General features: G+C 59.7%; 21 protein-coding genes. 10 read left to right on the plus strand and 11 right to left on the minus strand.

What is annotated here, in order from left to right; translation table 11 throughout:
* Positions 1–1458, minus strand: coding sequence for a cation diffusion facilitator family transporter (locus HY795_10230; GenBank protein MBI4805597.1), 1458 nt, complete (start codon positions 1456–1458; stop codon positions 1–3).
* Between the two features lie 120 nt (positions 1459–1578).
* Here HY795_10230 and HY795_10235 point away from each other — a divergent pair, with 120 nt between their 5' ends.
* From HY795_10235 to HY795_10260, 6 genes are all read left to right on the plus strand, one after another.
* The gene (locus tag HY795_10235; protein ID MBI4805598.1) at positions 1579–2469 is read left to right on the plus strand and encodes an AraC family transcriptional regulator; all 891 of its coding nucleotides are present in this window, start codon (positions 1579–1581) and stop codon (positions 2467–2469) included.
* 87 nt (positions 2470–2556) lie between these two features.
* Positions 2557–2763 (plus strand): 4-oxalocrotonate tautomerase family protein, encoded by a 207-nt coding sequence (locus HY795_10240; GenBank protein ID MBI4805599.1) that lies wholly within the window; start codon positions 2557–2559, stop codon positions 2761–2763.
* 177 nt (positions 2764–2940) lie between these two features.
* Positions 2941–3753: a phosphonate ABC transporter ATP-binding protein gene (gene phnC, locus HY795_10245; GenBank protein ID MBI4805600.1), complete on the plus strand. Its 813-nt coding sequence runs from the start codon at positions 2941–2943 to the stop codon at positions 3751–3753.
* A gap of 32 nt (positions 3754–3785) precedes the next feature.
* Positions 3786–4643 carry a phosphate/phosphite/phosphonate ABC transporter substrate-binding protein gene (phnD, locus tag HY795_10250; GenBank protein MBI4805601.1) on the plus strand — a complete coding sequence of 286 codons (858 nt, stop codon included), beginning with the start codon at positions 3786–3788 and terminating at the stop codon, positions 4641–4643.
* A gap of 2 nt (positions 4644–4645) precedes the next feature.
* Entirely contained in the window at positions 4646–5443 is a 798-nt protein-coding gene (gene phnE / locus HY795_10255; protein ID MBI4805602.1) for a phosphonate ABC transporter, permease protein PhnE, read from the plus strand.
* The gene (locus tag HY795_10260; GenBank protein ID MBI4805603.1) at positions 5440–6444 is read left to right on the plus strand and encodes a hydroxyacid dehydrogenase; all 1005 of its coding nucleotides are present in this window, start codon (positions 5440–5442) and stop codon (positions 6442–6444) included. Before phnE ends, HY795_10260 begins: the two co-directional genes overlap by 4 nt.
* 21 nt (positions 6445–6465) lie before the next feature.
* Here the strand turns inward: HY795_10260 and HY795_10265 are convergent, their stop codons facing one another.
* The 4 genes from HY795_10265 to HY795_10280 form a co-directional block, all read right to left on the minus strand.
* Positions 6466–7065 carry a DUF4337 domain-containing protein gene (locus HY795_10265; protein MBI4805604.1) on the minus strand — a complete coding sequence of 200 codons (600 nt, stop codon included), beginning with the start codon at positions 7063–7065 and terminating at the stop codon, positions 6466–6468.
* 65 nt (positions 7066–7130) lie between these two features.
* A complete protein-coding gene (trpS, locus tag HY795_10270; GenBank protein ID MBI4805605.1) occupies positions 7131–8126 on the minus strand; it encodes a tryptophan--tRNA ligase in 996 nt (331 codons plus the stop codon).
* A 9-nt stretch (positions 8127–8135) separates the two neighbouring features.
* The gene (locus HY795_10275; protein ID MBI4805606.1) at positions 8136–8783 is read right to left on the minus strand and encodes a site-2 protease family protein; all 648 of its coding nucleotides are present in this window, start codon (positions 8781–8783) and stop codon (positions 8136–8138) included.
* A gap of 83 nt (positions 8784–8866) precedes the next feature.
* Entirely contained in the window at positions 8867–9244 is a 378-nt protein-coding gene (locus HY795_10280) for a response regulator (protein MBI4805607.1), read from the minus strand.
* Between the two features lie 134 nt (positions 9245–9378).
* Between HY795_10280 and HY795_10285 the strand changes: the two genes are divergently transcribed.
* Together HY795_10285 and HY795_10290 are read left to right on the plus strand one after the other, a co-directional pair.
* Positions 9379–9576: a hypothetical protein gene (locus HY795_10285; protein MBI4805608.1), complete on the plus strand. Its 198-nt coding sequence runs from the start codon at positions 9379–9381 to the stop codon at positions 9574–9576.
* A gap of 6 nt (positions 9577–9582) precedes the next feature.
* The gene (locus HY795_10290; protein MBI4805609.1) at positions 9583–10479 is read left to right on the plus strand and encodes a TIGR00269 family protein; all 897 of its coding nucleotides are present in this window, start codon (positions 9583–9585) and stop codon (positions 10477–10479) included.
* 609 nt (positions 10480–11088) lie between these two features.
* Here the strand turns inward: HY795_10290 and pgl are convergent.
* The 6 genes from pgl to HY795_10320 form a co-directional block, all read right to left on the minus strand.
* Entirely contained in the window at positions 11089–11862 is a 774-nt protein-coding gene (gene pgl / locus HY795_10295) for a 6-phosphogluconolactonase (protein ID MBI4805610.1), read from the minus strand.
* On the minus strand, positions 11849–13393 hold the full coding sequence (zwf, locus tag HY795_10300; GenBank protein ID MBI4805611.1) for a glucose-6-phosphate dehydrogenase: 1545 nt from the start codon (positions 13391–13393) through the stop codon (positions 11849–11851). The genes pgl and zwf overlap by 14 nt, the downstream gene beginning before the upstream one ends.
* Before the next feature lie 2 nt (positions 13394–13395).
* Complete coding sequence (gene gnd / locus HY795_10305; GenBank protein ID MBI4805612.1) at positions 13396–14304, minus strand: decarboxylating 6-phosphogluconate dehydrogenase; 909 nt, start codon at positions 14302–14304, stop codon at positions 13396–13398.
* Positions 14305–14460: 156 nt separating this feature from the next.
* Positions 14461–15474, minus strand: a complete 1014-nt coding sequence (gene mltG / locus HY795_10310) for an endolytic transglycosylase MltG (protein ID MBI4805613.1) — start codon at positions 15472–15474, stop codon at positions 14461–14463.
* Positions 15467–15991 carry a Holliday junction resolvase RuvX gene (ruvX, locus tag HY795_10315; GenBank protein ID MBI4805614.1) on the minus strand — a complete coding sequence of 175 codons (525 nt, stop codon included), beginning with the start codon at positions 15989–15991 and terminating at the stop codon, positions 15467–15469. Before ruvX ends, mltG begins: the two co-directional genes overlap by 8 nt.
* Positions 15991–19566, minus strand: coding sequence for an FAD-binding oxidoreductase (locus tag HY795_10320; protein ID MBI4805615.1), 3576 nt, complete (start codon positions 19564–19566; stop codon positions 15991–15993). The genes ruvX and HY795_10320 overlap by 1 nt, the downstream gene beginning before the upstream one ends.
* A gap of 321 nt (positions 19567–19887) precedes the next feature.
* On the opposite strand from HY795_10320, the gene HY795_10325 reads away from it, so the two are divergent.
* Together HY795_10325 and HY795_10330 are read left to right on the plus strand one after the other, a co-directional pair.
* A complete protein-coding gene (locus tag HY795_10325; GenBank protein ID MBI4805616.1) occupies positions 19888–20067 on the plus strand; it encodes a hypothetical protein in 180 nt (59 codons plus the stop codon).
* Between the two features lie 41 nt (positions 20068–20108).
* A complete protein-coding gene (locus HY795_10330; GenBank protein ID MBI4805617.1) occupies positions 20109–21743 on the plus strand; it encodes an FMN-binding glutamate synthase family protein in 1635 nt (544 codons plus the stop codon).
* Positions 21744–21831 lie beyond the last annotated feature (88 nt).

The following is a 21831-nucleotide window of genomic DNA, read 5'->3' on the forward strand; positions in this document are numbered from 1 at the left end:
CTACGGACCTTCGGTCGGGTACCCTTTGACGAAACTGCCGGTCTCCGGCTCCACATGGATCACCACCCGCCCGACATTCTCTATGGCGGCCCGGACTACATTCTCGAGTTTGGCCGTCATTTCGTGGGCCTGACCGATGGAGACGGTAGGGGCCATGCGGCAGTGGAAGCTCACCGAATACTTGTCTCCCAGGCGGTGCACTGCCACCCCGTGGCAGTCGGACACCGAGCCGGCCCCGTTCACAAGCTTCTCCACCTCCTGGCGGATGGATTCGGATTGGTCCGTTTGGCTGTCCCTTGCCAAATCCTTCTCACCCACGGGCTCAATATGGCTGGCAATGGTAACCGGCTCCTTGAGCCCGCCCCGGACCGAATTCTCAAAGGCCGTCACCAGCTCGTGAGCTCGGGCCAGGGTCTGGCCGTCGGGCACCTCCACATGCATCTCCAGGTGCAGGCCTTTGGGCGTCTGGTGGGCATGCAGCCCGTGAACGCCCAGGGCATGGCGCGCTGCCAAGCCGCGAACCAGCTCGAAAAGATCGCGCTCCTGCGCTGCCACAGGTTTCAGGTGCACCACCACGTCAGCACCCGGAAGCACCTGTTTCACCGCGTCTTCGGCCCTGGCCCCTATCTTATGTGCGTCCTCAAAACTGGCCTGCCGGGCGATGTCCAGAGTCAGGTCCACGAACGAGGTCGGGCCGGAAAGTCTGGCCCGCACCTGACCCACCCCGCGCACCCCTGGGATATCCTCAACTGCCTCCCGGAGTTCCTGGGCCATGTCCTGCGAGCCACCGTCCAGCAGTACATCCACAGCTTCGCGCCCGAGCCGGATGCTCACCCAGACGACAATCGCGCTTACGCCGAGAGCGGCCACTGCGTCCGCACGCTCCAGTACTCCCCGCCAGGGCGAGCCCTCGGGCATGATCCCGGCCAGCCACACGCAACCAAGGCCCAATATGACCACGGCCGAGGACCAGATGTCGGTTGAGAAATGCAAGGCATCCGCTTCCAGGGCCTGGCTGTTGTGTTTCTCAGCCATACGCTTAAGCATCCGCGAACGGGAAATATCTATGACAATGGAAACAGCCATGACCCCGAAGCTCCACCAGGTGACCTCAACGGCTTCCGGGGCGTAGAAGAGCCTGTCCACGGCCTCGCGCACGATGTAGACGCAGGTCAGCAGAAGAAGAAGCGTTTCCACCAGGGCGGACAGGTTTTCCATCTTGCCGTGTCCGTAGGGGTGGCGTGAATCCGCCGGAAGCGACGAATAGCGGACAGCGAAATAGGTGACGGCAGCGGCCAGAAGGTCGAGGCCCGAATGCGCCGCCTCGGACAGGATGCCCAGGGAGTTTGTAGATAACCCCACCGCCAGTTTCATTCCGGTGAGAAACACCGCCGCCACCAATGAAGACATGGCAGCCCCGCGTTTCTCCAATCCGGCCTCATGGCTGTCGATGTGCATGATCAATCTTTTATCCCACTTCCCGCTGCCATGGAAACCCGTGATGGTGATTTTCAGAATTGCTCTGGATTCGGCAAAAAATGTCAAGCAGACATGGACAACATTTGTTAGAAACTCTCCATGACTGAGACGGAAAAGAGCTATCGTCGGCGCATGCTCACTGTGTTGGCCCACATACAGGACAACCTGGACACCGAGCTGGGACTCGAAAACCTGGCCCGCATCGCCGGGTTCTCGCCCTTCCACTTCCACCGCATCTTCCTGGGCATGGCCGGAGAGACCGTAGGGGCTCATGTGCGCCGCCTCCGCCTGACCAGGGCCGCGTACCGCCTTGAATTCTCCGACATGAGCGTCACGGACGCGGGGCTGGAAGCAGGGTACGAAGCCCCCGAAGCCTTCAGCCGGGCCTTCAAGACGCAGTTTGCCGAATCTCCCAGCACATTCAGAGAGCTTTCGCGCAAGCGGCGCAAGGAGCTTGTCGCAACGCTTTTCCCTTTCCCCGAAGACTTTCTGAACCACAACCTGAGCGGAGCAATAGCCGTGGATGTTACCATCAAAAAAAAGGACCCCGTTCGAGTCGCCTTCACCCGGGCCACCGGCCCCTACATGCAGTCCTCCATGGAAGCTTGGCGGAAGATGATGGCCTGGGCTGGCCCCAAGGGGCTTTTCACACCCAAGACGATGTTCATTGGCGTTGGGCATGACGACCCCACCACCACGCAGCCTGAACGCATCCGCTACGACGCCTGCATCAGCGTGGGAGAAGAGGTTCAGGGGGATGGGGAAGCCGGAGTGACAATGCTGCCTGGCGGCGAATACGCCACCGTGATCCACAAGGGCCCTTACGACCAGCTTATAAAGACGTACATGTGGTTCTACGGGGTTTGGCTGCCCAAGTCCGGACGCGAGGTCTCGGCGCAGCCGGGGTACGAGGTGTACCTGAACGATCCGGAAACAACGCCTCCCGAGGACCTTCTGACCGAGATCAACATGCCGTTGGAAGAGAAATAGCTGGACAGTGGGCGCTCATCATTTCCCATAGCCCAGACCAGACGGCGATTGGGCTCAACATTCTGACTTGTGCTAGGAGAACCAAAGATGCCCTTCGTGAACATCAAGATCACCCGCGAAGCCACGCCCGTAACCCCGGAACAAAAGGCCAAGGTCATCGAGGGGGTCACGGACGTCATCGCCACGGTGCTTGGCCGCAACCGGGCCACCACCATCGTGATCATCGAGGAAGTGGAGATGGACAACTACGGAATCGGCGGCACTACGGTCACCGAGATACGTAAAAAAAAGTAACCTTTTCAGAGCCGGAAGTACGGCTCACTCACTCAATCACCCAGCTTTCTTGAAGGTTGCACTCGAGTATCGCCCCAAATAAGTGGGGCGCTTTGCCATCCAATTGTCATCGGCCTGCCTCTGGATAGTTGCTTTATTGGGGGACATTCCTTCTCGAAAAATCGAGGAGGCATGCCCATGCTCCATCTTGAGGGATTGGCCAAAAGCTTCAATGGCCGTAATGCCCTGCACCCAACAACCCTTACCTTCCACGCCGGGCAGTTCAGCGTTCTTCTGGGCCCATCCGGCGCCGGGAAATCGACTCTGCTGCGCTGCCTGAACCAGCTCAACGAGCCAAGCAGCGGCAGCATCTTCTGCGACAGCATCGGTCGGGTGGACACGCGGGATAAGCGACGCGCCTTGCGCCTCATGACCGGTTTCGTATTCCAACAGCATCAGCTCATTCTCAGGCAGACCGCCCTTGGCAACGTGCTCAACGGACGACTCGGCTACCGCCCCCTCTGGCGCAGCCTGTTTCCGTGGAGAAGAGAGGAAACCGAACAAGGGCTGCACTGCCTTGAGCGCGTCGGACTTTTGGAGTTCGCCCTGACCAGGGCCGGGTCGCTCTCCGGCGGCCAACAACAGCGTGTTGGCATTGCCCGCGCGCTGGCCCAGCGTCCTCGTATTCTCCTGGCCGATGAGCCCGTGGCCAGCCTAGACCCTACCAAGTCAACGGAAATTCTCGAATTGCTGCATCGCATCTGCAGGGAAGACGGGATTTGCGCCGTGGTGAGCCTGCATCAGGTCGATCTGGCTATCCGTTTTGCCGACCGGATTGTTGCCCTGAAAGAGGGGCAAGTGGTTTTTGATGACACTCCGGACGCGCTCGACGACAGGGCTCTCGAATCCATCTATTCTTCGCAACCTCGCGGACAGGATTCCCCTGTACCGCAGCTCTCCATCCCCGGCTACCTCACGCCTATCGAAACCGAAGCCGCTCTCACGGGATGAAGCGATAATAAACCAAGCACCCAGGAGAACCTATGCGCACCATCATCGCTTGCGTGGTTACTGCCGTAACTATGCTTTTCTGCTCCGCTGCCTTCGCGGCCAACCCCGACCCCGAGACCCTGAAGGTGGCTCTGCTGCCGGATGAAAGTCCGAGCACCGTGATCAAGAACAACAAAGCCCTCAAGGACTATTTGGAGAAAAGCCTGGGCAAGAAGATCGAACTCGTGGTGACAACGGACTACTCGTCAATGATTGAGGCCATGCGCAACGGCCGTCTCGACTTGGCCTTCTTCGGCCCCCTTTCCTACGTGTTGGCCAAATCCAAAAGCCAGATCGAGCCCTTCGCGGCCATGCAGAAGAAGGGCAAGGCCACATACCGCGCCGTGGTTATAGCCAACACCTCTTCCGGAATAGAGAAGATCGAGGATATCGCAGGGAAAAAAATGGCATACGGAGATACTGCGTCCACCTCATCGCACCTCATCCCCAAATCCATGCTCAAGTCAAAGGGTTTGGAGCACAAAAAGAACTATGAGGAACACTTTCTTGGCAGCCACGACGCTGTTGCCCTGAATGTCCAGAACAACAACGCTCAGGCCGGTGGTCTCTCAGAGTCAATCTTCTCCATGCTGGTCGAGAAAGGCACTATCTCCAAGGACAAAGTGAAGGTTGTAGCCGTCTCCGAGGAGTTCCCCGAATATCCCTGGACCATGCGCTCAGACCTCTCCCCCACGCTCAAAGAGAAAATCGCTTCCGTATTCATCGGCCTAAAGGATCCCGAGGTACTCAAGCCTTTCAAGGCCGACGGCTTCGTGGCCATCACAGACAAAGATTACGATGCGGTCCGCGAGTTGGCCAAGGTGCTCAACCTCGATCTGGCGAAGATGTAGCCATGTCCGTGACCTTCGACTCCATTATCGGCGAACGGCAGAACGCCTACCGCCGGAATCTCACTCGAGGCGGTGTCATCCTCCTGGCTGTGGGGATGTGCCTGGCCCACTCCGGGCTTTTCGACGTGAACCGGCTGACCGAAGGCGGACCTGCCCTGCTCCGGCTGCTGGGCGAGATGCTGCCGCCTGATTTCAGCAATATTGGGACCTGGGGGAAACCCCTCCTGGACACCTTGGCTATGAGCGTTGCCGGCACTTTCCTGGCTGTCTGCTTGTCCATCCCAATCGGTTTTCTTGCAGCGACAAATTCATCACCAAATCCCGCCGTACGGCGAATGGCCCGGGGAGTTCTCAACTTCCTGCGCTCTGTACCCGAACTCATCATGGGCATCGTGTTCGTGGCCGCAGTCGGGTTCGGGGCTCTGCCAGGCGTGCTGGCCCTAGGGCTTCACTCCGTGGGGATGGTGGGAAAATTCTTTGCCGAATCCGTGGAGCACTGCGACGTCCGGCCGGTTGAAGCCGTGCGAGCGGCCGGGGCCTCCCGGCTGCAGGTGATACTGCATGGCATGCTCCCCCAGGTTATTCCTCAGATGGCGGATATTACGGTCTACAGGTGGGAGTACAACTTCAGAGCTTCCACAGTCATGGGCATGGTGGGCGCGGGCGGCATCGGTTTCGAGCTGATGGCCTCGCTACGGTTGATGCAATACCAGGAAGTGGCGGCCATCCTCCTGGTGATACTCGCGATGGTCACTGTGGTGGACGCGCTGGGATCATGGCTCAGGAGGAAATTCGTATGAAAAAGAAGCCTCTGGTTGTGATCACTCATTGGGTACATCCTCAAGTTTTGTCATACCTTGAGCGACACTGCCGGGTTCTGCCCAATGAGTCCCGGGAGAGTCTGCCCAGGGAAGAACTCTTCTCCAGACTAACCCACGCGGATGCGGTCATGATGTTCATGCCGGACTGGGTGGATCAGGAACTGCTTGACCATGCCCCCAAGCTCAAGGTCATCGGAGCGGCGCTTAAGGGTTTCGACAATTTCGACGTCAAGAGCATCACTGCTCGCGGCATATGGCTGACCAACGTGCCTGACCTTTTAACCGTACCTACCGCAGAATTGGCCATTGGCCTCATGCTGGCACTAAGCCGCAATGTGCTTGCAGGGGACCGCCGTGTCCGATCAGGGAACTTCCAGGGATGGCGGCCGAGCTTATACGGCACTGGAATACAGGGGCGGACTGTCGGCATCATCGGGCTGGGCAAATTGGGTCAGGCTGTTGCGCAACGTCTGATAGGATGGGAAGCCAGGGTCCTGGGGTACGATCCCGTCCCCTTGCCGGACGACAAGGCGCGCGAGTTGCGCCTGGAACAGTTGGAACTGGACGAGTTGCTAGGCCTCGCCGACCATGTTCTACTGCTTTCTCCCTTGACTGAGAGTTCGCACCATCTTCTGAATGCAAAGCGACTGGCTACAATGAAATCTGGCAGCTTTTTGATAAACGCCGGGCGTGGTTCGTGCGTAGACGAAGCTGCAGTGGCGAAGGCTTTGGAAAATGGGCGACTGAATGGTTATTCTGCGGATGTGTTTGAATTCGAAGACTGGATTCTACCCGGCCGTCCCGCCACTCTTTCCGGTGAACTCCTCTCCAAGCTGGATCAAACGCTTTTCACTCCCCACCTGGGGTCCGCAGTCGAAGAGGTGCGTTTGGCAATCGCCATGGAAGCAGCGGAAAACATCGTCGACGCTCTTCAGCAGCAACAGCCCAGGTGCGCCGTCAATTCGCCAGGCACCATTTAGGGGGGCCCAACCAAAGTTCTGTCAGCCTAGAAACGGCAGGTCCACGAAAAGCAGGAAGCCGTTGGCGCCAAGAAATACGCCCATCCCGGCCGACACCAAAGAAAGCCACAGGGTCTTGCGCGAGCCGGAGATGATGGACACCGAGGCCAGGATGATGGCCAGCTGGAGGAGCACCTCGGAATAATCGAAGTAGGGATCCTTCTTCATGCTCCGGTCCCGCTCTTCCTCATGGTGCGCGGCCTTCCGGGCGATCTCGGTTTTATCCTGGGCGAAGCGGGTCTCTTCAGCGGCCAGTTGTTCCAGAAGTTTCTCGAAGCGCTCACGGGCCGCCGGACTCTGACTCTCGCGAGAAGCCAACTCCACTTCCAGGATGGAACGCTCCAGTTTATAGAAATGCTCGCGTTGGGCCTTGGCCTGGTAGTGGGCCCACTGGTTGGTGACTTTCTGCTGCTCCATCATCATTTCCTTGGCCGCATTGCTGCCGCCAAGGGCGCAAATGGACAACACCACAGCGTATATGGCCGTGAGCAGGGCCACCCGTTTTGAAAAGCGCTTGTCCGCGCTCTCCTCGGCCTTCTCTGCAATCTCCCCTATCTGTTCGACTTCAGGACATTCCGCCATGGCATCTCTCTCTTCGTCATCCCAAGGTGCGGGTCCGGTGGGATCGCACCGCACCCCATCCATGACTAGAAATTGAAATTCAGCCTTTCGCGCAGCTCCTCGATAGTGGTCCTAGCGGCCTGACGAGCCCGTTCGTTGCCGTCGCGCAGAATATCCCAGGCCAGGTCCGGGTTCTTGTCCAGCTCGGCCCGGCGCTCCTGGAAGGGGCCCAGGAACTCGCACAGGTTGGCGGTCATTATCTTCTTGCACTCGCCGCATCCCATGGCTGCGGTGCGGCAGTCCCTGGCGATGCGCTGGCACTCCTCCACCGGGGTGAACAGCTCGTGGTAGGGATAGAGGTTGCACTCGTCGGGTTCGCCAGGGTCCTTTAAGCGGGCACGCTTCACGCAGGTGAGCATGGTGGAGACCTTCTTGCGCACCTCGTCCAGATTCTCGCCCAGTGAAATCGAGTTGCCGTAGCTCTTGGACATTTTGCGACCGTCAAGGCCGGGAAGCTTGGGTGATTTGGTCAGCTTGGCCTCGGGTTCGGGGAATATGTTCCCCCAGAAGTGGTTGGCCCGGCGGGCGATCTCGCGGGTGAGCTCCAGATGCGGCAGCTGGTCCTGGCCCACAGGCACCCACTTGGGCTTGTAGATAAGGATGTCCGAGGCCATGAGCACGGGATACCCCAGAAATCCGTAAGTGGAGAGGTCCTTGGTGCCATCAAGCTGGTCTCGCACGTCCTTGTAGGTGGGACAGCGCTCCAGCCAGCTCACCGGGGTGATCATGGACATGAGCAGGTGCAACTCGGCATGCTCCTTCACCTGGGACTGCTGGAACATGACGCACCGAGCCGGATCGAGCCCGGAAGCGACCCAGTCGGTGACCAGGCCGGGTACGAAGCCCTTCACTCTCGCGGGATCGGCGTACTCCGTGGTCAGGGCGTGCCAGTCAGCCACGAAGAAGAAACACTGGTGGTCCTTGTGCAGTTCCACCCAGCTGTCCAGAACGCCGAAATAGTGTCCGAGGTGCAGGGGGCCGGTAGGGCGCATGCCCGATACGATTCGGTTATTGGCGGTCATGTCGGCTCGCTAGATCAGAAGGTTGTAAAGATATGACACCACGGGCCCGAGGACGCGCCCCAGGATGCCGCTGATGGCAAGAAGAATCACGATGACGAATCCCCAGCGTTCCTTGAGCGACAATTCATAGGCCCACCGCGCTGGCAAAAGCCCCATAAGCAAATGCCCGCCATCCAGGGGAGGGATGGGGAGCAGATTGAACACCCCCAGAGCAAGGTTCACCTGCACGCTGGCGACAGTCATGTAGAGAAGCGGGAGCAGGAAGTAGGCCCTGACAGCGGGGTCGCTTATCAGGTGCGCCGTGTTTTGGATGCCATCGAGAGCAAGGGCCGACAACACGGCAAGCACGAAATTCGACGCCGGACCGGCCGCCGAGACCAGCACCATGCCCATGCGGGGATTCTTGAAATAACGTCCGTCCACGGGCACGGGCTTGGCCCAGCCGATCATCTGGGTAAGCACGAAGGCCAGAAGGCCCAAGGGATCCAGATGCTTCAGCGGGTTGAGCGTCAGACGCCCCGCCAGCCTCGCGGTGGGGTCGCCCAGGAGAGCGGCCACCGCGCCGTGGGAAACCTCGTGGAAGGTGACTGCCATGAGCATGGGCGGGGCAAAGATGGCCAGTTTCAACAGAAACTGGCTCATGTCCTCAAAAAGCATGGGCAGGGGCTAGCATGAACCCCACGGGAGGGCAAGGGGACGCGGCCGGGGAGCCCCGGCCGCGTAGGGTTTTGAGAGAATGATTACGCGCTGGCCGTGGCCTTGTCCAAGGCCAGTGTCACCTTGGACTTGAGCTCGGTCAAGTCCACCGATTTCACCACGTAGTAATCCGCGGCAATGGATTTGAGGTCATGTTGAAATGAATCATACGCGGTGGAGAGGATCACGGGAATGGCCTGGTCCTTACCCCGGATCTCCTGCAGAAGGTCCAGGCCGGAACGGTTAGGCCCGAGCTTGATGTCCAAAACCACCACCGCCGGTTTCTCCCTGTCGAGCACGGCAAGGATGGGTTCCTCCCCGTCGGAGGTGGCCACTTCATATCCTTCACCTTCAAGCTCCTCTTGGTAGAGCATGCGGATGTGCTTCTCGTCGTCCACCACTAGGACCTTTTTCGAACTCATGGAGACCTCCGGAGCTTGGCGCGTCTCGCGCTTTCACACCAACACCATATGCTCAAAAACAAGGGTCGGGTCAACACGTTTCGCTGCCGCGCCAGCGCTTGCCCAAAGCGGACTCTCGCGGTAGGACCTCCCCCATGATAACCGTTGTCCTTGAATCCACGGGGGAGCGGATTGAGTTCCGCCGCCTCAATACAGTCACCCAGCTTCTTGGAAAGCTCAAGCTCAAACCGAGCGAAGTTCTGGTCATCCGTGGCCGAGAGCTGCTCACCCCCGACCGTAAAGTTGGCCATGAAGGCGAAATCCGCGTACGCCACGTGGTCTCCAGGGGATAGGCGAACATGAAGTGCCGTCGCTGCGGGGAACTTGCCCAAGTGGCCCTCCCCAGTCATCATACCGGATTTTGCGCGCCCTGCTTCGAGACCTATTTCCTCCGCCAGGTTGAAAGAGGCATCCACGAGCATAAACAGTTCAGCCACGAGGATCGCGTGGTCCTGGCGGTGTCCGGCGGCAAAGATTCACTGGGTCTGCTGCTCGCACTCACTGAATTGGGCTACACCATTACAGCGCTGCACATCGACCTGGGAATTCCTGTTTCCTCGGAAAACGCCAGGAGTACTGTCGAAAGCTTTTGCGCCGAGCACGGCATCGCCTGTCACATCCTGGAGATGGCCCAGAAGGGGCTGCCCATTCCCGAGGTGAAGAAAATCATAAGGCGCCCCATCTGTTCGATGTGCGGCAAAATAAAGCGCCACTGGTTCAACAGATTCGCATTCGAAAACGGATTCGACGTCCTGGCGACCGGGCACAACCTGGACGACGAGGCCGCCCGGCTCTTCGCCAACACCATTCGCTGGGACCAAGCCTACCTGGCCGGGCAAGGGCCGGTAAAACCAGGGGAAGGCCGCTTCGTGAAAAAGGTCAAGCCCCTGTGCCGGGTGACCGAGTACGAGACAGCTGTATGGTGCTTTCTCAAGGGCATCGAGCATGTGCTGGCCGCCTGTCCGTATTCCGGTGGGGCGAGTTTCACCGGGCACAAGAAATTATTGGCCGACCTCGAGGAGAGAAGCCCGGGCATGAAGATGCAATTCTACGAACATTTCCTGCGAAACGGCAAACCGGCCTTCGAGGCCATGACGCTCTCCGCTCCTGCGCTCAGAGAGTGCGCTGAATGCGGGTTCCCGTCTTCCCTTGAGCTGTGCGGGGTGTGCCGGATCAAGGCGCAGTTGGAGACGTAGCTGATGGAACTCTCCGCATGGGTTGCCAGCCGGGAGCGTGGTGCGCTGAAACGCGTCAGAACTGTTGGCCTGGGGCTGGCTGGAATTTTGTTCATCCTGACGGTTTGGCTCGGCTGGCGCGAAGCCAGGCTGACATCGTTATCCCAACACGTTGAAGGGGCCTTACAGGCTGAGAACAGACACACTACGCGTCTTCGCCTCAAGGCGCTGTCCCAAGTCATCTACCTGGCCAAAGTCCGTGCAAACAGCCTCCTCGCAGACATGACTGACAAGTCTGACCTATCTGCCCCATGTCTCCAACTTAATTGTATGCGAAGCCTGGACGCTTCCTCGGCATGTGTTGTTGCTTGGGAGACTAACCTGACGAGGATATGGAAGGCAGCGTTCTCTCTCGACGCCCCTCCCACTGGGGCAGAGATGCAAAGGGACGTTTGGGGGGCGCCCTATCTTCTCGACCAATCTGAAGCCTCATGCGGAAACTACGGAGCGTGGTGCCCACACGATGTGGTCAGCAGCGCCGGCCCTGACAGTAAGCCCAACACGGATGATGACATCCACGAGACAATCCCCCAGCACTTGGGACCTTCACGCGTCAAACTGAACGGTTCGTCACCCTCCCAATAACCACACCAGATTTCCACCCGGCCGCACTCTCCCCGCTGGGCATCCCCCGCAATGTCCAGATGCCGCGTTCTCGGCCAGTTTGGTTTTGTCCGGTCCCGACACGAGGAAGAAAACGTTTCTGGCAGCATTGATGACAGGCAAGGTGAGGGTCAGACGAGATACCAGCGGGGTCGCTCCAGCATAGGTGACGGGAAGAACCCAGCGCACGCGCTCATCCAGGGCTGGCTGGCCAGGAAAGAGGGACGCCGTATGGCCGTCGCCCCCAAGACCAAGATGAATCACATCGAACTCGGGGATCGCCCCATCCCCGAAGAAACGCCGGAGCATGTTTTCATAGGTCCACGCAGCCTTTTCAGGATCGACCATTCCAACCGGCACTTTCTGGACTGCCCCTGAACCTACGCTCTCAGTCTGATTTGTGTTTTCGTTGGGCACCTGCTCCACCCACATGGGGTGGATGTTGCTCGTTGGAAGAGACACACGGGAGAGCAGACGCTCCCAGGCCAGACGGTAATTGCTTTCCGGTGCATCCAGCGGGACCAGGCGTTCATCCACCCAGAATATGTGCACCTTGTCCCAGGGCAATCCCTGCTCTGCAAGAAGTTCGAAATACCGACCCGGAGTGGACCCGCCAGACAATGCCAATGCGGCCCTTCCACGTTCCGCAACTGCCTCGCGAACAGCCTCCGCTGTCAGGAGCGCCGCCCTGAAGCTTGCGGCCTCTTGGTCCGCGAAGCGCTCAAGACTACCGGCGCTCATTGCCAACAACATCCCTAAAATAGTTCAAGTGGACCATGTTCGAATCCCTTGGCCCCCAGCTGCCGGCGGGATAGAACTTGAGATATTTCTCCATTTCGTCGCACTGGTCGCACATTTCCAGAATGGGAGTCAGATATCCCCAGGACAGTTCCACCCCGTCCTGGCGCCAGAAGAGCATGTGGTCGCCCAGCATGCAGTCCAGAATCACCTTTTCATAGGAATCCAGGGCCGGCCCTGTGAAGCCCTCCTTGAAATCGAAGCTCATGGACGCTGAGCGCAGGCAGAAGCCCTCGCCGGACTTTTTGGCCTGAAGTGTCAGGTTTATTCCTTCATTGGGATAGATTTCCATGATGAGCCGGTTGGCCAAGACGCGCTCCCCAACAATATCACGGTAGATGGAATGCGGCACTTCCTTGAACTGCACCACGACACGCGTGATTTTCTCGGCCAGGCGCTTTCCGGAGCAGATATAGAAGGGCACGCCCTGCCAGCGCCAGTTATCTATATAAGCCTTAAGCATAGCGAAAGTCGGCGTGATGGAACCGGGCGCCACATTCGGCTCTTCCCGGTAGCCGGGCATGGAGCCATCCGCACTGGCCGAGTACTGGCCCAGCACCAGCTGCCCAAAACCCTTTTCCGGGTCGAACGGCCGCAGGCTGCGATAAACCTTGGTTTTCTCGTCCAGCACCTCGCGAGCACGAAACACCGAGGGGGGTTCCATGGCGGCCAGGGCCAGAAGCTGCATCATGTGATTCTGGAACATGTCACGCAAGACCCCGGACTGCTCATAATAGCCGGCCCGGTGCTCAACTCCCAATTCTTCCGCAGCCACGATGGACACGTAGTCAACATAGTTGCGGTTCCACACAGGTTCGAACACGGCGTTGGCGAAGCGAAACAACAGGACGTTCTGAACTGTTTCCTTGGCCAGGTAATGGTCGATCCGAAATATCTGCTCTTCGGCGAAGTGCTGGTGCATGGCCGCATCCAGAGTGCGGGACGAGGACAGGTCGCGCCCGAAGGGTTTTTCCACCACTATCCTGGTCCACGCGCCCTTGGCCTTATTCCTGGACAGTCCCGCTTCCCCGAGCATCCCGGACACCGGTTCGTAGAGCGTGGGAGGGATTGCCAGGTAGAACATCCGGTTTCCCGGCAAGCTTTGGCTCTCCTCGACTCCGGCCATAAACCGGGCCAGCTCCTGATATCCTTTGAGTGCGTCATACTCCATGGGAAGGTAGTAGATCCTGGACTGAAAAATCTTCCAGTCGATTCCCGCCAGGTTGCCGGAAGACTCCAGCCATTCCCGGACCTTTTCCCGAAATTCGTCCGAGTTCATGGCTGTTCTGGCAGCGCCCACTATGGCGAAGTTGTCCGGCAGGTCACCCACCTCGAAGAGCCTGGCCAGGGCGGGAAAGAGCTTTCGCGAGGACAAGTCTCCAGATGCGCCAAAAATAACAATGGTGCAATCCAGCGGGCGCTCCGTCAGCCTGCACTGCTCGGACTCGACGGATTTGGTCCGGACCGTATCCACGGCTACTTCTCCTTTTTGACCACGGCATGGCCGCCGAATTCATTGCGCAGCCCGGCCAGGACGCGATCCCCGAAGTCGTTATCCTTGCGGGAACGGAAACGTTCCATGAGCGAAAGCGTAAGCACGGGCGCCGGCACGGCATTGTCCACCGCCTCCTGCACGCTCCAGCGGCCCTCGCCGGAATCCTCCACGAAAGCGGCCAGATCGTTAAGCCTTGGGTCCTTGGCGAACATATCCTCGCAGAGTTCGAGCAGCCAGGAGCGCACCACGCTGCCCTGGTTCCACAGGTGCGAAAGCTTCGCGAAATCGAGCCCCTGGGAATAACGCGAGGCGTCCAGGAGGGCGAACCCCTCGGCGTAGGCCTGCATCATGCCGTACTCGATGGCATTGTGAATCATCTTCACGTAATGGCCCGAGCCCGTTTCGCCGCAGTGCATGTAGCCATCGGGCGGGGCCAGGGTCTTAAGGATCGGTTCGATATGCTCAAAGGCCTGGCGCGGACCGCCCACCATGGTGCAGTAGCCTACCTTGAGCCCCCAGATGCCTCCGGACACGCCCGCATCCACGTAGGTGACGCCAAGCTTGGCGAGCTCCGGAGCACGGCGGATGTCATCCGAGAAGCGGGAGTTGCCACCCTCCACCAGGATATCTCCCGGGGCAAGCAGGGGCTTTAGCTCCTCGATATGCTCCTCGGTCACGTTCCCGGCGGGAAGCATGAGCCAGACTACCCGGGGTTTTTCGAGCTTGGAGACGAGTTCCTCCATGGAGTAGGAGGCGATGGCCCCCTCGGCTGCGATCTCGTCGACTTTCGCGGGAGTGCGGTTGTAGGCCACCACTTCGTGTCCGCCCTTCAAGAGGCGGCGGACCATGTTCATACCCATCCGGCCAAGGCCTGCCAGACCGATTCGCATAGGGATCTCCTTTAGGGGATTCTGGGTAGTGCTTACGGGATTTCGGGCGGCGTTGCCAGAGGGAAAAGAATAAAGAAGAACTCGCAGGCAAGACGGGAGGTCAGAGGAGAGATGAGTACCGGCAACCGCCCGGGGACCGGCTATCAATCACCAGGCTTAGCGCCCCTTCCGCATCTGATACTTCACCACGGCACCGTTATGCTCCTCCAGGGACTTGGAGAAGTAGTGCGTTCCGTCGTTTTTCGAAACGAAATACAAATAGTCGTGGGATTCGGGATTTGCCGCGGCCTTGAGCGCTTCCAGGCCGGGGTTGCAGATGGGGCCGGGCGGAAGGCCCGGATGCTGGTAGGTGTTGTAGGGGTTTTTCGGGTCGTCCAGATGCGCCCGTTTCAAATTGCCGTCGAACTTCTCCCCCAGGCCGTAAATAATGGTGGGGTCGGTCTGCAAGAGCATCTTCTTGCCGAGCCGGTTGGCGAACACCCCTGCGATCTTGCCCCGTTCACCGGACTGGCCCGTTTCCTTCTCCACTATGGATGCCAGAACCACCGCGTTAAAGAGTTCCTTGCCGGTGGGCGCGCCCTGGGGCCAGGCTTTGGCCACCGCCTTCTGAAACTGCCCGAACATGGCCTCCACCACCTGCTTGGCATCAACGCCGGGCTTCTTGGTGAACAAGTAGGTTTCGGGAAACAGAAATCCCTCGGGATTCTCCGAAGGGATGCCGAACTTGGCCTGCAGTTCCTTGTCCCGGGCGGCCCTATCGAAACTTTCAACGCTCCCAAGCCCGGCCTGATCAACCAATCTGGCGATCTGGCGCATGGTCAGCCCTTCGGGCACTGATACCTTGTAGAGAATGGCCTGGCCGCTCACCAGGAGATCGAGAACTTTCTGTGGAGTGTAGCCTGTGCTCAGCAGGTACTCTCCGGCCTTGAGCCGGACGTCCTGCTTGGAATAGCGGGCCAGCAGCTTGAAGGCCAGAGGATCGGTGATGACGCCTTCCTTATGGAGAAGGCCGGTGATGGCATCGAAGCTCATGCCCTGATCCACGCGAACGGTGGTCTCCCGGCCGGGAGTCTCCGGGGGAACGGTCAGAAAGCGGTAGGCGTGCCATGCCACAAAGGCTGCCCCGGCCAGCACGACGAGCACCAGGAGCGAAACAAGGCGCTTAAACATCACTCTCATCCTCGAACGAATTACTACCCGCTGGCTTCGTATCGGCCGGAGTGCAAGGCTCCTGGCTCAGCCACGGTTTGCCAACCACTTCGCGAGCGGCGCCGGGTGCGGCCAGATAGCTTTTCAAAATGAGCACCGCGGCCTGCTGGTCCAGCGCGGCTTTTCTCCGCGAGGCCTTTACCCCACAGGCGCGCAGGGCGTCCAAAGCCTCTTCGCTGGACAGGGTCTCGTCCATGAGCTTGACCGGAACATCCACCCGCCTGGCCAGGCTCGCGGCGAAGTTGGCGGCCTGACGGGCCGTCAGGCTGTCCCTGCCCTCGGCAGGCGCGGGCCAGCCCACAACCACGATCTCGACACCTTCGTTCTTCACCACTTCCAGTAGTTCGGCGAACAGGGCGTCCCGTCCGCCTTTTTCCGTGCGTTCCACGGTCTTAAGCGGAAAGGCCATGCTCCCACCCGGGTCGGAGAGAGCGAGCCCCACGCGTTTCAAGCCAAAGTCGATGCCGAGAACCCGCATCAGCCCGCGGTCACCTTCTCAGCGAAAACCACCACCCGTTTGCGTCCCTCCTGGCGGGCATGAGCCAGAGCCTTGCGGAAGGTACGCTTCCACTTGGGCCCTTCCCATACGGCAGCCAGATACTCCAGGGTGTGGTACACGCTCTGCTTGCGCCCCATGCGCAACAGGCAGCGCTTGATGCCTATCTTGCACGAGGGGCATCCCACCAGAATGGGCTGGGTCTCGCTTGCTGCGTCGCCAAGGTCCTTGTGCAGCTGTTCCTGCTTGCGCAGGCGGATGCTATTGAAAAGGTCCGGGCTGGTGATGGCTCCCATGCCGGACTCGCCGCAGCAGCCGGGGGAGATGTCCACCTTGGAGTGGGTGAGGTCCGCCATGGCCTGACGATACATTTCCGAGGCCTTGGCCAGGGGCACCCCCTCCCACTCGGCGTGGCAGGCAGCGTGGTACACCAGTCTCTCGGCCGGAACCATACCGTCCGCAGCCCGTTCGGGCAGACGCGAGAGCAGGTACTGGGTCACGTCGAAATGGGGAATCTTGCCCCCCGCGATGACCTCGGTTTCGTAGCCTGAGAGCGACTCGCGACAGGTGCCGCAAGCGGTGAGCACGGCCTGGGGTTTCACTCCCTCGTTGGCGGCCTTGACGAATATCTCGCCCAGGGCCTCGATGTTGCGTGCCCGGTTCTTGCGGTATGCGTCCTGATAGCCCGCGGACAGAAGCGGATACCCGCAACACATGTGCCTCTCCGGGATCACCACGGCCACGCCCGCGCGCAAGAGCAGGTGGATGGCGCTCAGGCCTATGGTGCGCCAGAACAGGGCCGCGCCGCAGCCCGGGAAGTAGAACACGGCCTCGCCAGTTGGCCGCTCGGGCATGAAAATGCCGCCCTTGTCCAGCTGGAGGGCGTCTGCAAGGTTCTTGAACCCGGTGATGGGACCAGACCCCTGCAGCATGGGATTGGAGAAGCGCGAACGCCAAGGCCCCGGGATGAGCCCCACCAGATGGTTGCCCACCGCCTGGCCCCAGGCGGCCATCTTGGCCATGCTCGGGGCCCGCTCCTCGGGCTTTTCCGCGATGTGGTGCAATATCTTGGACTTGAGGCCGTGCCCGCCCGCACCCTTTTCTTCTATGAAGGCCCGCATATCCAGGATGGCGCCGGCAGTCTGGATCTTCACCGGGCAGGCTGCCGTGCACTTGCCGCACGTGGTGCAGCGCTCGGTCATCTTGCGCAGGCTGTCCAGGAGCTCCGGGGACGGCCTGCCGTGGTGAACCTGGGAATAGTAGATGGCCTCGATGATGGCACCCAGGCTGATGTTCTTGTTGCGCGGATGGTAAATAAGCCCGCGCTCGGGATAATACATGGGGCAGACCTGCTTGCACTTGCCGCAGCGGGTGCAGACCTGGATGTTGGTCAGCAGGTTGATGAGCTTGTCCTTGTCCGGCAGAGCGGTTTTTCTGATGTCGCGGATGAGACGGTTAAACGAGAACGTGTAGGGCTCGCAGTCCAGGTCGCGGCTGACCAGCTTGCCCGGGTTCAGAATGTTCTTGGGATCCACCGTCTGCTTGTAGGCTCTTAGGGCGGTGATCTTGTCCTCGGGCAGGAACGCGATTTTGGTTATGCCTATTCCGTGCTCGCCCGACACCGCGCCCCCAAGTTCCATCACCTTCTCGAACACCCTGTCCGCGGCCTCGTGGGCCTGGGCCAGCATTTCGGGATCATTGGAGTTCACGGGCAGGTTCACGTGGCAGTTGCCGTCGCCCGCGTGCATGTGGTTGGCCACGATGATGCGTCTGGCCAGCATATCCTGATGGATGGCCTCGATGTCGTTGTAGAGCTTCGGGTAACGGGTTCTTAAATCCGTAAAGAAGTAATAGGCCTGAACCTCGAGCTCCTGGTCGTTTAATTCCGCAGTGGTACGGATGCCGCGCAGGATTTCGGCCGCGAACTGCATTTCCATGGACACGAATGAGTCGGAATCCGGAAAGCCGGGCAGCCGGGTTACTTCCTGCAGGGCCTTGCGGTAAGCCTTGGCCAGGTAGTTTAGGTTAAGTTCCTCAAGAAAGTCGGAGAACTGGGGGATGACCCCCAGGGGGATGACCACGTCCTCGTTTATCTTAAAACCCGAGGTGCGCTTGGCAATGGCCGAGAGCTTGTGGCGATCCTCCCAGAAGACTTCCGCCTCCTTCTCGTCCCGGGCAACGAAGGCGTCCACTCCCTCGTGTTTTTCGGCAATGGCCACGATATCGGCCACGGCCTTTTCCAGCGCCGGGAGGTCGTTGCCGTCGAGCTGGATGGTCAGCACGCTTATCGGGTCGCCCTCGTATTTGGCGGACTTCTTCTGGTACTCGATGGCCTTCACGTACTTGGAGTTGAATTCCTCCAGGGCGGAGATCTTCACCAGATCGCCCTCGAGGCGGATCTTGTCGCGCATGGCCACCACGCCCTGGATGGTGAGCATGGCGTTGTGCATGGACCGGCCGAAGAACTCCAGGACCAGCACCTTGGAGTGGGCGAGCTTCTCGTAGCAGATGAAGCAGGCCTCGGTGATCACGCCGTCCACGCCTTCCTTCTGCATGCCCGGCAAGCCGCCCAGATACTTGTTGGACACGTCCTTGCCCAGACCCGCGCCTCGGATCTCGCTGCCGGGAAGCTCGACGCGGTCTCTCACCACGCCGTCCTCGCCCACGACCTCGAAAACCGCGGTCTCGTTTTCCAGGATCTTGTGCCTGGGATGGTCCACGCGCCTGATTTCTACAACCTGTGCATCCGGAGTGACCATCTTGTAAGAAAGCAGGTTGTCGAGCGTGGTGCCGTATTCGAAGGCGTAAGGCCCTCCGGCGTTTTCAGAGATGTTGCCCCCTATGGAGCTCGAGGCCTTGGAGGCCGGGTCCACGGTGAGCACCAGACCCTTTTCGGCAGCTGCCTTGATGGCCTGCAAGGTGATGACCCCGGACTGCACGCAGATGGTGCGGTCCTCCGGGTTCACAGAGAGAACCTGCTTGAGCCTGGTGACGGAGAGCACCACTGTGCGGCGCCTGGCGGGCACGGCGCCGCCGGTGCAGCCCGAGCCCCCGCCTCGCGGGATGACGGAAAAGCCCATCTCGTCCGCCAGCTTCATAATGCGCTGGACGTGCTCGGTCCTGTCCGGGGCCAGGACCATGAGCGGAAGTTCCATGCGCAGGTCCGTGGCGTCCGTGGAGCACTCCACCAGATTGTGGGGCCCATCCATGATGGCCTTGTCGTCCAAAAACTGGGTGAGCCTGTTTTTTAAGTCCTCCCGAAAGGCCGTGTCCTTGTCGAACCCGGTCCAGAAGTCCTTCACGGCCGTGGAAATCGCCCGGAAATACTCCGGGGTGAGCATGGTGGTGGACTGGGTCAGACGCTGCTCGACGGACTCACGCACGTCCGAGGCATCGATGAAGGGGTTGTAGCGAACCAAAAACAGCTCGCTGGCCAGGGATACGGCCAGCTCCTGTATGTCCTCGGGCCACGTTTCCAGCTCGCGCTCTTTAAAGCCCAACACTCGGGGAACCAAACGCTTAAGCGGGATCGATATATGCGGATTCTTTTCTGGCATGGGGGGAATACCTGTAGTCAGTGATGAGAAGGCATTTACACTTAGTACCGGCCGGGACGCTTGGCAAGGCGTTTCCTTGAGGCAAACCTCAAAACCCTCACCCCACCCTCCGGAAGGGCAAACCGGGAGAATCCCCCAAGAATCCATTCCTTTGACCTATGGACATCCTCACCCTTCTTCTGTGTTATCTTCCTGGGTGTCCTTGGATGCTTCGCGGGACACCCAGATGGACCATTCCCCCAGAACCACGCGTTTTCGTCTGAGGCGCAGCCGACGGCAACTTCTCGAAAACGCGGTCAGCGCACTCTACCCGGAGGGGTCATGTCGCACGACGCCGAGTACGAACAGATGCAGATGATCGAGGAAAAGCGCGGCAGTTGGGAGGCTGGACGGATAAACGAGAAAGTGGCGAGGCTTGCCACCCGTATGGACGACATCCAGCAGGCGATCGATGGCATCCGCACAGATATCCAAGAGATCAAGGAGCGATTGCGCGTGTAGCCGCGAACGCTTCCAATCACTACACCGGTCCAGGAGGAGAGATGCTTAGTCTGTCAAAATCGAATGACGTGTTGGGAACGGTCAACAGGGGAAACATCGCTGAATCCGGGTTATGCACGCTCTGCCGGGCCGATTGCGCGGGCAAGTGCGAAACCTGGGTGTCCAGCCTCAACGGGAGGGCGACGCTCTACCCCCGGGATTTCGGCCTTGTGACGGCGGGCAGCGGCAACACCACGCACGTCGGTGTGAACTACAATGCCCTGCGCATTCAGGGGTACAATTACGGCGCCAAAGGTGTCCCCACTGGCAAATCCAACAGCCCCGACGACTGTCTCTTCACCAACGTGAGCCTTGAAACAACGTTCGGCAAGGGCATCAAATGCCGTTTGCCGCTCATGACCGGCGCCCTCGGATCCACCTTCATCGCCGCAAAATACTGGGACTCCTTTGCACTTGGCTGCGCCCTGTCGGGCATACCCATCGTGGTGGGAGAAAACGTGGTCGGCGTTGACCGCAAGTCCATCCTCAGCAAGGGCAAGATCAAAGAGGCCCCTGAACTCGACCGCCGCATCAACGGGTATATGCGTTACTTCGACGGTTACGGTGCCATCATCGTCCAGTTGAACGTCGAGGACACCCGCAACGGCGTAGCCGAATACGTCATCGACAAGTACGGCGACAAGGTCGTCATCGAGCTCAAGTGGGGACAGGGAGCAAAGAACATCGGCGGCGAGATAGAGGTGACGAGTCTCGATTACGCCCTGTTCCTGAAAAAACGCGGCTACCTGGTTGACCCCGACCCTGAGTTGAAAGAGGTCCAGGACGCTTTCAAAGCCGGGGCCATCCACGGATTCGCCCGTCACTCCAGGCTGGGATACACGGACCTGGATTCCGAGGATGCCGTTCGCGACAATTTCATGACCAGCGTGGCTTACCTGCGCAAGCTCGGCTACAAGAGCATCTCCCTTAAGACCGGTTCCTACGGCATGGAAGCGCTGGCCATGGCCATCCGCTACGCCTCGGACACCGAACTCGAACTGCTCACCATCGACGGTTCCGGAGGAGGCACCGGCATGAGCCCCTGGAACATGATGGAGACCTGGGGCGTCCCCTCCATCCTGCTTCATTCCAAGGCATATGAATACGCATCCCTTCTCGCTTCGCGCGGCAAGAAGGTGGTGGACCTCTCCTTCGCGGGCGGATTCGCTCGCGAAGACCACATCTTCAAGGCGCTGGCCTTGGGCGCGCCGTTCACCAAGCTCATCTGCATGGGCCGCGCCATCATGATTCCCGGTTTCCTGGGCTCGAACATAGAGGGAGCGCTGCATCCCGAACGCCGCGCAGCGGTGAGCGGCAATTGGGAAACCCTGCCCAAAACGGTCAAGGACATCGGCGAAACCCCGGAAAAGCTGTTCGCCGGTTACGCTTCGGTGAAGAAACGGGTCGGCGCCAAGGAAATGAAGAACATCCCATATGGTGCCATCGCCATATGCACGCTCACAGACAAACTCGGAGCCGGACTGCAGCAACTCCTGGCAGGAGCGAGACGATTCTCGGTCTCCCAGATCACCCGGGAGGACGTCGCTTCCGCCAACCGGGAAACCGAGAGGGAAACGGGCATCCCCTTCATTACCGGCATCCAGGATGAATCGGCTCGGAAGATTCTGCTCGCTTAGCGACTTAAGAAATGGCAGCGGCGGCCCATGCCGCCGCTGCCTTGTGCATCCCCCCTGTGGCGAGGCGCTCCGTTCTCTGCTATCTTTG

Source organism: Desulfovibrio sp., from assembly GCA_016208105.1.
Classification (GTDB): domain Bacteria; phylum Desulfobacterota; class Desulfovibrionia; order Desulfovibrionales; family Desulfovibrionaceae; genus Fundidesulfovibrio.